This window comes from Rhodococcus sp. NPDC060090, from assembly GCF_042729855.1.
In the GTDB taxonomy this organism is placed as follows: Bacteria; Actinomycetota; Actinomycetes; order Mycobacteriales; family Mycobacteriaceae; genus Rhodococcus.
Map to the genome: position 1 here is coordinate 156,342 of NZ_JBHWXB010000014.1, position 13,355 is coordinate 169,696.

Annotated in this window: 14 protein-coding genes; 10 read left to right on the forward strand and 4 right to left on the reverse strand. The window is 66.5% G+C overall.

Annotation, left to right across the window (positions count from 1 at the left end):
• Positions 1 to 46 precede the first annotated feature (46 nt).
• From ACFWCF_RS19800 to truB, 7 genes are all read left to right on the forward strand, one after another.
• Positions 47 to 337: a DUF503 domain-containing protein gene (locus ACFWCF_RS19800; RefSeq protein WP_378491668.1), complete on the forward strand. Its 291-nt coding sequence runs from the start codon at positions 47 to 49 to the stop codon at positions 335 to 337.
• Between the two features lie 61 nt (positions 338 to 398).
• The gene (gene rbfA / locus ACFWCF_RS19805; protein ID WP_378491669.1) at positions 399 to 848 is read left to right on the forward strand and encodes a 30S ribosome-binding factor RbfA; all 450 of its coding nucleotides are present in this window, start codon (positions 399 to 401) and stop codon (positions 846 to 848) included.
• A 7-nt stretch (positions 849 to 855) separates the two neighbouring features.
• The gene (locus tag ACFWCF_RS19810; protein WP_378564997.1) at positions 856 to 1,848 is read left to right on the forward strand and encodes a bifunctional oligoribonuclease/PAP phosphatase NrnA; all 993 of its coding nucleotides are present in this window, start codon (positions 856 to 858) and stop codon (positions 1,846 to 1,848) included.
• Positions 1,848 to 3,215, forward strand: a complete 1,368-nt coding sequence (locus tag ACFWCF_RS19815) for an MATE family efflux transporter (protein WP_378491670.1) — start codon at positions 1,848 to 1,850, stop codon at positions 3,213 to 3,215. Before ACFWCF_RS19810 ends, ACFWCF_RS19815 begins: the two co-directional genes overlap by 1 nt.
• Positions 3,216 to 3,221: 6 nt before the next feature.
• Entirely contained in the window at positions 3,222 to 4,160 is a 939-nt protein-coding gene (locus ACFWCF_RS19820; protein WP_378564895.1) for a metallophosphoesterase family protein, read from the forward strand.
• On the forward strand, positions 4,157 to 4,861 hold the full coding sequence (gene npt, locus ACFWCF_RS19825; protein WP_378564898.1) for a 4'-phosphopantetheinyl transferase Npt: 705 nt from the start codon (positions 4,157 to 4,159) through the stop codon (positions 4,859 to 4,861). The genes ACFWCF_RS19820 and npt overlap by 4 nt, the downstream gene beginning before the upstream one ends.
• 3 nt (positions 4,862 to 4,864) lie before the next feature.
• Positions 4,865 to 5,782: a tRNA pseudouridine(55) synthase TruB gene (truB, locus tag ACFWCF_RS19830; RefSeq protein WP_378564901.1), complete on the forward strand. Its 918-nt coding sequence runs from the start codon at positions 4,865 to 4,867 to the stop codon at positions 5,780 to 5,782.
• Positions 5,783 to 5,789: 7 nt separating this feature from the next.
• Here the strand turns inward: truB and ACFWCF_RS19835 are convergent, their stop codons facing one another.
• From ACFWCF_RS19835 to ACFWCF_RS19850, 4 genes are read right to left on the reverse strand one after another with little or no spacing between them, the layout of a single operon-like run.
• Positions 5,790 to 6,485: a metal-dependent transcriptional regulator gene (locus ACFWCF_RS19835; protein WP_378564904.1), complete on the reverse strand. Its 696-nt coding sequence runs from the start codon at positions 6,483 to 6,485 to the stop codon at positions 5,790 to 5,792.
• A gap of 9 nt (positions 6,486 to 6,494) precedes the next feature.
• Entirely contained in the window at positions 6,495 to 7,370 is an 876-nt protein-coding gene (locus tag ACFWCF_RS19840; RefSeq protein ID WP_378565000.1) for a metal ABC transporter permease, read from the reverse strand.
• Positions 7,370 to 8,149, reverse strand: coding sequence for a metal ABC transporter ATP-binding protein (locus tag ACFWCF_RS19845; RefSeq protein WP_378564907.1), 780 nt, complete (start codon positions 8,147 to 8,149; stop codon positions 7,370 to 7,372). Before ACFWCF_RS19845 ends, ACFWCF_RS19840 begins: the two co-directional genes overlap by 1 nt.
• Positions 8,146 to 9,033 (reverse strand): metal ABC transporter substrate-binding protein, encoded by an 888-nt coding sequence (locus ACFWCF_RS19850; protein ID WP_378564910.1) that lies wholly within the window; start codon positions 9,031 to 9,033, stop codon positions 8,146 to 8,148. Before ACFWCF_RS19850 ends, ACFWCF_RS19845 begins: the two co-directional genes overlap by 4 nt.
• A 111-nt stretch (positions 9,034 to 9,144) precedes the next feature.
• Here ACFWCF_RS19850 and ACFWCF_RS19855 point away from each other — a divergent pair, with 111 nt between their 5' ends.
• The 3 genes from ACFWCF_RS19855 to ACFWCF_RS19865 all read left to right on the forward strand — a co-directional run bounded on the left by ACFWCF_RS19855 (position 9,145) and on the right by ACFWCF_RS19865 (position 13,138).
• Entirely contained in the window at positions 9,145 to 10,110 is a 966-nt protein-coding gene (locus ACFWCF_RS19855; RefSeq protein ID WP_378564913.1) for a bifunctional riboflavin kinase/FAD synthetase, read from the forward strand.
• 147 nt (positions 10,111 to 10,257) lie between these two features.
• A complete protein-coding gene (gene rpsO / locus ACFWCF_RS19860) occupies positions 10,258 to 10,527 on the forward strand; it encodes a 30S ribosomal protein S15 (RefSeq protein ID WP_378564917.1) in 270 nt (89 codons plus the stop codon).
• Between the two features lie 310 nt (positions 10,528 to 10,837).
• Positions 10,838 to 13,138, forward strand: a complete 2,301-nt coding sequence (locus ACFWCF_RS19865; protein ID WP_378491677.1) for a polyribonucleotide nucleotidyltransferase — start codon at positions 10,838 to 10,840, stop codon at positions 13,136 to 13,138.
• Positions 13,139 to 13,355 lie beyond the last annotated feature (217 nt).

Here is a 13,355-nt window from a genome sequence, read left to right on the forward strand (position 1 = left end):
CCACGGGCGTGTCGAGAGATCCGGATCCGACGGGGGAAGATCGACGATGTATCTGGGAGCACTCGAACTGGATATCCTCCTGGGCGACGTCCATTCGCTCAAGGGGAAACGCTCGCTGATCAAGCCGGTGCTCGCCGAGCTGCGTCGCCTGGGCGTGTCGGCGTCGGAGACCGGTGATCAGGATCTGCATCGACGGGCGCAACTCGGTGTGGCGGTCGCCGCACCCGACCTCGCACACGTACGCGAGATACTCGACAAGTGCGAGAGGCTCGCCGCGGCCCGCCCTGAACTGGAGTTGCTCTCCACCAGACTGAGAGTGTTCGGCCCGGAAGACTGACGGACCGACACAACACCGATAGTGGTCGCCGGAGACCGGCGACCGAGGAGGAACGAACGACATGGCCGATCCAGCACGCGCGCGCCGACTCGCGAAGCGCATCTCCACCATCGTGGCCACCGCGATCGACCATGAGATCAAGGACCCACGGCTCGAGTTCATCACCATCACCGACGCGAAGGTTACCCCTGACCTGCACGACGCGACGGTCTACTACACCGTGCGCGGCGCCGACCTGAACACCGAGGCAGACCTCGAGTCGGCAGCCGCCGGGCTCGAGAAGGCCAAGGGAATCCTGCGATCGAAGGTCGGTGCGGCAACCGGTGTCAGGTTCACCCCGACACTGACATTCGCGACCGACACCGTCCCCGAGACTGCCCGTCACATGGAAGAACTTCTCGAGCGTGCGCGTGCGGCGGACGACGAGGTGGCACGGGCACGGGAGGGCGCGGTCCCGGCCGGCGACTCCGACCCGTACAAGGAACCTCGCGAACGTGACGACGACGAATAACGGCACAGTGCCCGACTCCGAATCGTCGAGCGGTGGTGACGGTGCCGTCGACCTCGACGGTGCCGTCGCGCTGCTCTCCGCTGCGGAGACGGTGACCGTGCTGTGCCACGTCCAGCCCGATGCCGACACGCTCGGCAGCGGGCTGGCCCTCGGCCTGGCGTTCGAACGACGAGGGATTCCCGTGCAGGTGGCGTTCGCCGCGCCCGACACGGTGCCCCTGTCGATGCGAAACCTGCCGGGTGTCCACCTGGTCACCGCGGCGGAGGAGGTCCGGGACGAGGTGGATCTGCTCGTCGCTGTGGACTGCGGCACTGCCGGCCGTCTCGGCGGGTTGCGTACCCGCATCGAGGGCGCCAGGAACTCGTTGATCATCGACCACCACCGTTCCAACACACGGTTCGGGACCCACAATCTCATCGACGCGGACGCCGAGGCGACCGCGGCGGTCCTCGCGGACATCTTCGACGCGTGGGGAATCGAGGTCGACGCGGACATCGCGCACTGCCTGTTCGCGGGGCTCGCGACCGACACCGGATCGTTCCGGTGGGTTCGTCCGGGTACCCACCTGCTCGCGGAGAGGCTGCTCGCGACCGGTATCGACGGCGCGAGCATCACCCGCACACTTCTCGACACACACCCGTTCGGGTGGTTGCCGATGCTGTCCTCGGTTCTGGCTTCTGCAACGCTCGTCCCGGATGCCGCAGGCGACCGCGGACTGGTGTACGCGCTGGTGCGTCGTGCGGACTCCGCGCACCTCGGCGCCGAAGAGATCGAAAGCGTGATCGACATCGTGCGCACCACCGCAGAAGCCGAGGTTGCTGCCGTGTTCAAGGAGGTCGGACCGCAGGAGTGGACCGTCTCGCTTCGCTCCAAACGTGGCGTGGACGTCTCACTGGTGGCCACCTCCCTCGGAGGCGGCGGGCACCGCTTCGCATCCGGCTACACGGCATACGGCGACTCCGACGAGATCGTCACTGCCCTGCGTGCCACGCTCGGGTGATGGAGTCGACCGAAGCCGGAAGGGCCCCACTCGACCTCTCGGGTCGACGCATCCTCGGACTTGCGCTGCCTGCACTCGGAGTGCTTGCTGCTGAGCCTCTCTACCTGCTGTTCGACATCGCCGTCGTGGGGAGGCTCGGTGCGCTTCCACTCGCCGGGCTGGCCATCGGCGGCCTCGTCCTCGCTCAAGTCACGACGCAGTTGACCTTCCTGTCGTACGGGACGACCGCCCGGGCCGCGCGATTCCACGGCGCCGGCCGGCGGGACGACGCCGTCACCGAAGGCGTCCAGGCGACCTGGCTCGCGGTGGGCGTCGGGGTCGCGATCGTCGTGATCGGCCAGTTGCTCGCAACGCCGGTCGCGAGTCTGATCGCAGGCGACGAGGAGATCGCGGCGGCCGCCGTGTCCTGGCTACGTGTCGCGTTGTTCGGTGCCCCGCTGATCCTCATCAGCCTCGCAGGCAACGGATGGATGCGCGGTGTGCAGGACACCGCACGACCCCTGCGATACGTGGTGCTGGGGTTGGGGCTCTCGGCGGTGCTGTGCCCGATCCTGGTACACGGTCTGCTCGGCGCTCCGCGGTGGGAACTCGTGGGCTCGGCCGTCGCCAACGTGGTGGGGCAGTTCGTCGCCGCCACGCTGTTCGTCGTGGCGCTGCTGCGCTCGGGCGTGTCGCATCGGCCGCGTCGTGCGGTGATCGTCGCGCAGTTGCGCCTCGGCCGCGACCTCATCGCGCGGAGCCTGGCGTTCCAGGCATGCTTCCTGTCGGCGGCCGCGGTTGCCGCGCGGTTCGGGGCGGCTGCCGTCGCCGGGCACCAGGTGGTCCTCCAGCTGTGGAACTTCGTCACCCTCGCCCTCGATTCGCTCGCCATCGCAGCGCAAGCACTCGTCGGTTCCGCTCTCGGAGCCAAGGACACCCGCGGCGCGAACCGGATCGCCTGGCGGGTGACGGCTTGGTCGGCGCTGTTCGCGGCGGGTCTGGCGTTGTTCTTCCTCGCCGGGCGCACAATGATCCCCGGCCTGTTCACGACCGACGACGCCGTGCTCGGCCAGATCGATGTCGCATGGTGGTTCTTCATCGCGATCATGCCCCTCGCCGGGGTGGTATTCGCGCTCGACGGAGTGCTGCTCGGCGCAGGCGACGCCGCGTTCCTGCGCAACGCCACGCTCACGGCCGCGCTGCTGGGGTTCCTACCGCTGATCTGGTGTTCGCTCGCCTTCGACTGGGGGCTCGCGGGAATTTGGACGGGGCTTACGGTGTTCATCGTGTTTCGGATGATTGCCGTCGTGTGGCGCACCCGGACGGGGCGTTGGGCAGTGACGGGCGCGGACCGGCAGGTCCACGCAGACGACGGAACGGGAGGATAGAAACCGGTGGCAGCAAAACTGTGGGCGGTCAGTGACATCCATGTGGCACACCGGGGCAACCGGCCTGTCACCGAGGACCTGTTCCCCGAGTCACCCGACGACTGGCTCATCGTGGCCGGCGACGTATCCGAGAAGACCGACGACATCCGCTGGGCGCTGAAGCTGCTCAGCGAACGCTTCGCGAAGGTGATCTGGGTTCCCGGCAATCACGAACTGTGGACGACAGCGAAGGATCCCGTGCAGATGCACGGGGTTGCTCGCTACGACTACCTCGTCACCATGTGCCGTGAACTCGGCGTGATCACCCCGGAAGACCCGTACCCGGTCTGGGAGGGCGAGGGCGGTCCGGTCGTGCTCGTTCCCATGTTCCTGCTGTACGACTACTCGTTCCTGCCGGACGGCACCACCACGAAAGCCGACGGCCTCGCCTTGGCGCGCGAGCGGAACGTGGTCGCAACCGACGAATTCCTGTTGAAGCCCGACCCGTACATCACCCGCGACACGTGGTGCCGGGCACGGATCGAGCAGACAAGAGCTCGGCTCGACGCGCTCGATCCTGATCTGCCGACCGTGCTGATCAACCATTTCCCGCTCGTGCGCGAGCCCACCCGAATGCTCTTCTATCCCGAGTTCGCGCTGTGGTGCGGCACCACCGAGACCGCCGACTGGCACGTGCGGTACCGGGCGTTGTGCAGCGTGTACGGACACCTCCACATACCGCGCACCACCTACTACGACGGGGTGCGCTTCGAGGAGGTGTCGGTCGGATATCCACGTGAATGGCAGCGGCGCGGCCTCCCCGACAACGTGCTACGCCAGATCCTCCCCGTCCCGGACTACCCGCCGGGCACACTCAACAAGTGGGGCGGTCACTTCACCGTGACCCCCGAGATGGAAGCCGAAGCCGAGAAGTTTCGGACTCGACGAGAGAAGGAACTGCGGTGACGGAACCGACGACCTCCCAGGTCGGAGCACGTGAAGGTCTGCTCACACGGATCGTTCCGGACGGTGTCGCCGCCGCGGAACTGTTCTCCGACCCGCCGGGGCTCGTGGCCCACCCACAGGAAGAACCGCTCATCGCGAGGGCGGTCGAGAAGCGTCGCCGCGAGTTCATCGGTGCGCGGCACTGTGCACGTCAGGCGATGAGTCGCCTCGGTGTGGATCCGGCACCGATCCTCAAGGGCGACAGGGGTGTACCGGTGTGGCCGCGAGGCGTGGTCGGCAGCCTCACGCACTGCGACGGCTATCGCGGCGCCGTGCTCGGCTACTCGCTGCAGGTGCGTTCGCTCGGGATCGACGCCGAACCGCACGACCGTCTCCCCGACGGTGTCCTCGACGCGGTCAGCCTCGACGTCGAACGCACATGGCTCGCGTCGACCTCCGATCCTGATGTGCACTGGGATCGGGTGCTGTTCTGCGCCAAGGAAGCCACCTACAAGGCGTGGTTTCCGCTCACCGGCCGGTGGCTCGGATTCGAGGACGCCCACATCACCTTCGAACGCGACACCTCCGCCGCGACCTCCGGCACGTTCCGATCGAAGCTGCTGGTTCCGGGCGACACCCACGGCGGCCCGCCGCTGACCGGGTTCGAGGGTCGTTGGCTGGTGGCCGACGGACTCGTGCTCACCGCGATCGCGGTGCGCTGACCCATGACCGAATCCGCTTCCGAGAACCCCGCACTCACCCGCGCCGGTCTGCTCGTCGTCGACAAGCCGGCGGGCATGACCAGCCACGATGTCGTTGCCCGATGCCGAAAACTGCTGGGTACCCGCAAGGTCGGCCACGCCGGGACCCTCGACCCGATGGCCACCGGAGTCCTCGTGCTCGGTGTCGAACGCGCCACCAAACTGCTGGGGTTGCTGGCGCTGACCACCAAGTCGTACACCGCTACCATCCGGCTGGGGCAGAACACCGTGACCGACGATGCGGAAGGTGAGGTGCTCGAGACCGTCGACGCCTCGACCGTGAGCGACGACCGGATTGCCGCGGAGGTCGCCGTGTTGACCGGCGATATCGAGCAGGTCCCTGCCAGCGTGAGCGCGATCAAGATCGACGGTAAGCGTGCGTACGCGCGGATGCGCGAGGGCGAAGCCGTGGAGATCCCCGCGCGCCCGGTGACCGTGTCGCGGTTCGACGTTCTCGCACGCCACGACACGCCCGAGAAAGGGTTTGTCGACCTCGACGTCGAGGTGGACTGTTCGTCCGGGACCTACATCCGGGCTCTTGCGCGAGATCTGGGAGCAGCGCTCGGCGTCGGAGGGCACCTCACGGCACTGCGGCGCACGACGGTCGGCCCGTTCGGTCTCGAACACGCACGGACACTCGAGCAGTTGGCGGACGATCCGACACCAAGCCTCGATCTCGATGCGGCGATCCTGACTGCGTTCGAGACCCGCTCGGTCACGGCCGACGAGGCCGTGGTGCTCTCCCATGGCCGCTGGCTCGACCCGATCGGAATGCCGGGTGTGTACGCCACGATCGATCCGCAGGGACAGGCAGTGGCGTTGCTCCAGGAGAAGGGGAAGCGGGCGGCATCGGTGTTCGTGGTCCGTCCGTCGAACATCTGAAAGCGCGTCAGACGATCCAGATGGACTCGGCCGCAGGATTTCCCAGATCCACCGTGGTGCCGTCCGGACTCCCGATCCGCACCGAGACGGTACCGGCGAAGTCGCGGCGTTCGATCACTTCGATGTCGGTGTCGAGAGCGATACCGACTTCGTCGAAGTAGCGCAGCATCGCCGGGTCGGAGTCGGAGATCCGGGCGACACGCCCGCACTCTCCGTCGCCGAATTCGCTGAGCGCGCGGGCGGGTGGCGACGGGATCGAGCCCGCCGCGGTGGGGATCGGGTCGCCGTGCGGGTCGCGCTCCGGGTGGCCGAGTTTGGCGTCGATCGCGGCGATCATGCGCTCGGAGACGGCGTGTTCGAGAACTTCTGCCTCGTCGTGCACCTCGTCCCAGCCGTAGCCGAGTTCTCTGACGAGGAAGGTCTCGATGAGGCGGTGGCGGCGCACCATTGCGACGGCGGCGTCGCGCCCGCTCTCGGTGAGCGAGATGGATCGGTAGCGGGCGTGATCGACCATGCCCTGGTCGGCGAGTCTGCGGACCGCTTCGGACACCGTCGACGCGGAGACGCCGAGGCGCTCGGCGAGCAGCTTCGTCGAGACCTTCTCACCCGACCATTCCTGGACGGTCCAGATGATCTTCAGGTAGTCCTGGGCAACCGACGACAAGGTGTCGGTCACGGTGGAGGGCTCACGACTGTCGGTCACGGCACCAGCTTAGGTAACCTTCAGCCGAGAATCACCTTTCCGGACCGGTTGCCTGCGCAGGGCCGAAGTCACGAGGCCCTGCCGTGGTGCGAACAGGTACGCGGCAGCGAACAGCGAGGCCTGGGCGAGGACCACCACGCCACCGGTCGCCGCATCGGTGTAGTAGCTCGTGTACACACCTGCCACCGACCCGAGTGCGCCGAGCGCCGGCGCGATCACCAGCATTCGGGACATCCTGTCGGTCAGCAGGTACGCGGTGGCGCCGGGGATGATGAGCATGGCGACCACGAGGATGACGCCGACGGCCTGGACTGCACTCACGATCGTGACAGCCAGCAGTGCGAGCAGGAGCGCCGACAGCTTGGCGGGGGACATGCCGAGTGTGTGCGCCTGGACCCGATCGAACGCGAACAGTGTGAGATCCCGGCGCTTGACGACGAGCACCACGAACACTGCGGTGGCGAGCCCGGCGATCTGCCAGACGTCGGACTGGGAGAGGCCCAACAGGTTTCCGAACAGCACGTGGTGCAGGTCGATCTGACTGGGATTCTTCGAGATCAGGACGACACCGAGAGCGAACAGTGTGGTGAAGACCGTTCCGATCGCGGCGTCCTCCTTGATCTTCGTGGTCCCGCGGACCAGCCAGATCAACGCCACCGCGAGACCTGCGAACAGCAACGCGCCCAGCGTGAACGGTGCGCCCACCAGGTATGCGAGGACCACACCGGGAAGTACCGCGTGCGATACCGCGTCGCCCATCAGAGACCACCCGATCAACACGAGCCAGCAGCTCAGCAGGGCGCACACCACGGTCGTGATGACCGCGACCACGAGGGCGCGCTGCATGAAGCCGTATTGCAGGGGTTCGAGGATCGGATCGAGCATCACGCCACCTCCTGTGGCTCGGTGCTCGCACCGAACGCACGCGCAAGATTCTCGGGGAGCAGCACCTCGTCGGGGGTGCCGTGCAGGATCACCCGCCTCTGCAGCAGGACCGCCTCGTCGCACAGTTGCGACAGGCCCGCAAGATCGTGGGTGGCGACGAGCAGGGTGTGTCCGTCGGCGGCGAGGTCGCGGAGCACCTCGGTCAGCGCCACCTGGGTGGTCGTGTCGACACCCGCGAAGGGTTCGTCGAGGAGCAGCAGCGGTGCACGCTGTGCAATGGCCCGAGCGACGAACACCCGTTTACGTTGTCCTCCGGACAACTGCCCGATCTGACGGTGGGCGAAGGCGGTCATGCCGACACGTTCGAGTGCGTCCGCGACTGCCTCGTGGTCGACGCGACGGGCTCGGCGCATCCATCCCTGGTGTCCGTACCGTCCGGTCATCACGACGTCGCGCACACCGACGGGGAAGTCCCAGTCGACGCCCTCGGCCTGCGGAACGTACGCCACCGCGCCGGACTTTCGTGCGGCGGTGATTCCGGTGCCGCCGATGGTGACCTCGCCTTCGTAGGGTTTGACCAACCCCATCACGGCTTTGAACAGGGTTGATTTGCCCGAGCCGTTGGTACCGACGAGCCCGCACACTCTGCCGGGGTCGAGTTCGAGGTTCACCCCGTCGAGTGCGACGACGGTGTCGTAGCGGACCGTGAGGTGATCCAGACGCAGGGCGGGGCCGGAGGGGCGGTCCGGAGCGGGATGTGGGGTGTGGGAGCGTGTCACGAGCTCAGTCCTGACGTGATGGTTGCGACGTCGTGGCGGAGTAGGTCGAGATAGGTGGGCACCGGTCCGTCGGGTTCGGACAGGGAATCGACGTAGAGGGTGCCGCCGTATGCGGCGCCGGTGTCGGCCGCGACCTGCCTCTGTGCTTTGTCGGAGACGGTGGATTCGCAGAACACCGCCGGAATGTCGTTGTCGCGGACGAAATCGACTGTGCGGGCGATCTGTTGTGGAGTGCCCTGCTGGTCGGAGTTGACCGGCCACAGGTAGGCCTCGCGCATTCCTGCGTCACGCACGAGATAACCGAATGCGCCCTCGCAGGTGACCAGTGCCCGCTGGTGTTCGGGAACCGTTGCCAGCGTCGTGACGAGTTCGTCGTGCACCGCCTGCAGTTCGGTCCGGTAGGCGGCGGCGTTGGCTGCGAAATCCGCGGCGTGCTCGGGAGCGAGCTCGCTCAGCGCGGCCTCGATGTTGTCGACGTAGATCTGCGCGGTCACCGGTGACATCCACGCGTGGGGATTGAGTTGTGTGGAGGACGCATCGCCGATCGGCAGGGCTTCGATGCCCTCGCTCAATACGACGTGTGCGGCCTCGGTGTCTGCGAGGAACTGCTCGAACCAGCGTTCGAGACCGAGTCCGTTGTCGAGGACGAGATCCGCTTCGGTCGCATGCCTCAAGTCGCCGGGCGTCGGCTCGTAGCCGTGCACCTCGGCGCCCGGCTTCGTGATCGATTCCACCCGCACATGGTCGCCCGCTACGGTGCGTGCCATATCGGCGAGCACCGTGAACGTGGTCAGGACGAGGGGATCGTCGTCGGTCTGCACGGTGCCACATGCGGTGAGTGCCACGAGGGCGGCGGCAACCAGGGTGAATTTGGTCTGTCTCATCCAAAAGTTTGGCACCCCGAAATTATGCCGAGCGTCGCTTCGCGTTGTCCACCCGGGGTGAGTACGAGGGCGAGGATGCCGGTTCGTCCGCGGGGTCGTACGCTTCCCGATGTGCAGAGATGGCGAGGTCTGGACGAGATACCCGCGGACTGGGGTCGGTGTGTGGTCACTATCGGCGTGTTCGACGGCGTGCATCGAGGTCACCAGCAACTGATCACCCGAGCGGTGAAGGCGGCGAAGGAACGGGGCATCGCCAGTGTGTTGATGACCTTCGACCCGCACCCGATGGAAGTGGTGCGTCCGGGAAGTCATCCGGCCCAGCTGACCACCTTGGCTCGGCGCGCCGAACTCGCCGAGGAACTCGGCGTCGATGTGTTCTGCGTGATGCCGTTCACTCCCGAATTCATGAAGCTCTCTCCCGAGCGGTACGCGCACGAGATCCTCGTCGAGAGGTTGCACGTCGCCGAGGTCGTGGTGGGGGAGAACTTCACCTTCGGCAAGAAGGCCGCGGGGACCGTAGAGATGCTCCGCGCGATCGGCGAGCGCTTCGGTTTCGCGGTCGACGGGCAGACCCTGCTCGCCGAACATGCAGTGACTTTCTCGTCGACCTACATTCGGTCGTGCGTCGATGCCGGCGACATGACTGCGGCGACCGATGCGCTCGGTCGCCCCCACCGGGTCGAAGGTGTGGTCGTGCACGGCGACGGCCGCGGGCGCGGGCTGGGATTTCCCACCGCGAACATCGGACCCCCGATGTATGCGGCCATCCCGGCGGACGGTGTCTACGCTGCGTGGTTCACCGTCCTGGGCTCGGGATCTCCCGTGGACGGGCTCGATGCCGGACGCCGCTACCGGGCTGCGGTGTCGGTGGGCACGAATCCCACCTTCTCGGGCCGGAATCGTACGGTCGAAGCGTTCGTCCTCGACGAGGAGGCGGATCTCTACGGTCAGCACGTAGCAGTCGACTTCGTCGAGCGGCTTCGAGGTATGGAGAAGTTCGATTCCATCGAAGCATTGGTTTCCGCGATGCATCGCGATGCTGACCTCGCTCGTGAACTCCTGGTGGACGAGGCGTAGGTCGTGACGCAACGCAACCCTGGGTGAAGCGCCGGGCGGACCTCTGGTAATGTTGCCGGTCGGTGTGTGCTGCGGTTCGCGGCGGCTGCACCACCGGGTTCCGGCCCGTTTTTCATCACGCGAACGTCAGTGATCAGGAGTACGACAGTGGCATTGTCCACCGAGCAGAAGAAGCAGATCCTCGGCGAGTACGGTCTCCACGAGACGGACACCGGTTCGCCGGAGGCGCAGGTGGCGATGCTCACCAAGCGCATCACCGATCTGACCGAGCACCTGAAGCAGCACAAGCACGACCACCACTCCCGCCGCGGCCTGCTGCTGCTGGTCGGTCGTCGTCGCCGCCTGCTCAAGTACGTCGAGAAGGTCGACGTCGCGCGCTACCGCGCGCTCATCCAGCGTCTGGGCCTGCGTCGCTGACGCAGTTCGGAAGCGACACGATCTGCATTCGCTGATCTTTTCCGATAGCCAACGGGGTACCCCTTAGACTGGGCCTCGTTGGCTATCGGTGTATGCGCCGCATGTGCCGGCGCAGCACATCGCCGCCAACGGTGATGTTCCGTACGCACCGACGGTGTCGGTCTTCGGTAGTGACCTCCCGGCCGCACGAGAAGTGCCGGTGGGTTTCGATCGACGGCCGCCTCCGTGAGCCGGTGCGCAGCCGCGGCCAAGGGGGCCCGGCGCCCGCGCGGGTACGGCGAAGACGAAGAGGGAAGAGAAGATTTCACAGATGACCAGTAACACCGCAGTCGAGGTCGACGAGGGCGTGTTCGAATCCGTCGCCACGCTCGACAACGGGTCTTTCGGCACCCGCACCATTCGATTCGAGACCGGACGCCTCGCTCAGCAGGCCGCCGGCTCCGTCGTCGCATACCTCGACGACGAGACCATGCTGCTGTCGGCCACCAGCGCCTCGAAGCAGCCCAAAGACCATTTCGACTTCTTCCCGCTGACGGTGGATGTCGAAGAGCGCATGTACGCAGCGGGCCGCATCCCCGGCTCGTTCTTCCGTCGTGAGGGCCGTCCCTCGACCGACGCGATCCTCACCTGCCGCCTCATCGACCGGCCGCTGCGTCCGTCGTTCGTCGATGGTCTGCGTAACGAGATCCAGGTTGTCGTCACGGTTCTGAGCCTGAACCCCAACGACCTCTACGACGTTGTCGCGATCAACGCCGCGTCCGCCTCCACCCAGCTTGCAGGCCTGCCGTTCTCCGGCCCCGTCGGTGGTGTGCGCGTCGCGCTCATCACGTCGGAGGAGAACAAGGCCGGCCAGTGGGTCGCATTCCCGACCGTCGAGCAGCTCGAGAATGCTGTGTTCGACATGGTCGTCGCGGGCCGTATCGTCGGCGGCGAGAGCAATCCCGATTCCGCCGATGTCGCGATCATGATGGTCGAGGCGGAAGCCACCGACAACGTCATCGCACTCGTCGAAGGCGGCGCGCAGGCTCCGACCGAGGTGATCGTCGCCGAGGGCCTCGAAGCCGCGAAGCCGTTCATCGCCCGCCTGTGCATCGCTCAGCAGCAGATCGCCACCGCGGCCGCGAAGCCGACCGGCGACTTCCCGCTGTTCCTGCCGTACCAGGACGACGTGTACGCAGCCGTCGAGGCCGCAGCGTCCGCCAAGCTCGCCGAGGCTCTCACGATCGCAGGCAAGCAGGAGCGCGACGACCGCACCGACGCGGTCAAGGTCGAGATCCTCGAGCAGGTTGCACCGTCCTTCGAAGGACGCGAGAAGGAGATCGGCGCAGCATTCCGCTCGCTGACCAAGAAGCTCGTGCGCCAGCGCATTCTCCGCGATCAGTTCCGCATCGACGGCCGCGGCATCACCGACATCCGCGCACTCTCGGCCGAGGTCGCCATCGTTCCTCGCGCTCACGGTTCCGCACTGTTCGAGCGCGGCGAGACTCAGATCATGGGTGTCACCACCCTCGACATGGTCAAGATGGCGCAGCAGGTCGACTCGCTCGGTCCCGAGACCAGCAAGCGCTACATGCACCACTACAACTTCCCGCCGTACTCGACCGGTGAGACCGGCCGCGTCGGTTCGCCGAAGCGTCGTGAAATCGGCCACGGCGCACTCGCCGAGCGGGCTCTCATGCCGGTGCTTCCGAGCCAGGAAGAGTTCCCGTACGCGATCCGTCAGGTGTCCGAGGCGCTGAGCTCCAACGGCTCGACGTCGATGGGTTCGGTGTGTGCGTCGACGCTGTCGCTGCTCAACGCCGGTGTGCCGCTCAAGGCGCCGGTTGCAGGCATCGCGATGGGCCTGGTCTCCGACGAGATCGAGCTCGAGGACGGCACCCGCGAGACGCGGTACGTCGCCCTCACCGACATCCTCGGCGCCGAGGATGCATTCGGTGACATGGACTTCAAGGTCGCGGGTACCAAGGATTTCGTCACGGCTCTCCAGCTCGACACGAAGCTCGACGGCATCCCGTCCAAGGTGCTTGCCGGTGCACTGTCGCAGGCACATGACGCCCGGGCCACGATTCTCGAGGTCATGGCCGAGGCCATCGACGCGCCCGACGAGATGAGCCCGTTCGCGCCGCGCATCACGACCATCAAGGTCCCCGTGGACAAGATCGGTGAGGTCATCGGCCCCAAGGGCAAGATGATCAACTCGATCACCGAGGAAACCGGCGCCAACATCTCGATCGAAGATGACGGCACCGTCTACGTCGGTGCTGCGGACGGCCCGTCCGCACAGGCCGCGATCGACAAGATCAACGCCATCGCGAATCCGCAGCTGCCGAAGGTCGGCGAGCGCTTCCTGGGCACGGTCGTCAAGACCACCGCCTTCGGTGCGTTCGTGTCGCTCCTTCCGGGTCGCGACGGTCTCGTGCACATCAGCAAGCTGGGTAGCGGCAAGCGGATTGCCAAGGTCGAGGATGTCGTGAGCATCGGGTCGAAGATCCGCGTCGAGATCGCCGACATCGACAACCGCGGCAAGATCAGCCTGATCCCCGTCGAGGAGGAAGCCGCCGCTGAGCCGGCTGCCACCGGAGAGGCCGCCACCGAGGCTGCCGAATCCTGATTTCGCGCACACCGCCCGCGTGTGGTTCCCCCCGGTAGGGGAGAACCGCCCGCGGGCGGTGTCGTATCCGGTATCTGGGGCCCTGCCGAAAGTCACTGTTTCCAAGAAGCGTTCGGCTCCGATGCACTCTAGGTGCCCGGTGGTCGGGTCCGCCAGGGACTTTCGTACCAGGGTACGAATTCACATAGTGCGCCCGTTGTAACGTTTACCCAAACAT

Bases quoted from the DNA above. Each gene is read 5' to 3' on its own strand.
- ACFWCF_RS19850 (WP_378564910.1), bottom strand. From the start codon at position 9,033: ATGAGACAGACCAAATTCACCCTGGTTGCCGCCGCCCTCGTGGCACTC.
- truB (WP_378564901.1), top strand. From the start codon at position 4,865: ATGACCGAATCCGCTTCCGAGAACCCCGCACTCACCCGCGCCGGTCTG.
- ACFWCF_RS19840 (WP_378565000.1), bottom strand. From the start codon at position 7,370: ATGCTCGATCCGATCCTCGAACCCCTGCAATACGGCTTCATGCAGCGC.
- rbfA (WP_378491669.1), top strand. From the start codon at position 399: ATGGCCGATCCAGCACGCGCGCGCCGACTCGCGAAGCGCATCTCCACC.
- ACFWCF_RS19865 (WP_378491677.1), top strand. From the start codon at position 10,838: ATGACCAGTAACACCGCAGTCGAGGTCGACGAGGGCGTGTTCGAATCC.
- ACFWCF_RS19815 (WP_378491670.1), top strand. From the start codon at position 1,848: ATGGAGTCGACCGAAGCCGGAAGGGCCCCACTCGACCTCTCGGGTCGA.
- ACFWCF_RS19800 (WP_378491668.1), top strand. From the start codon at position 47: ATGTATCTGGGAGCACTCGAACTGGATATCCTCCTGGGCGACGTCCAT.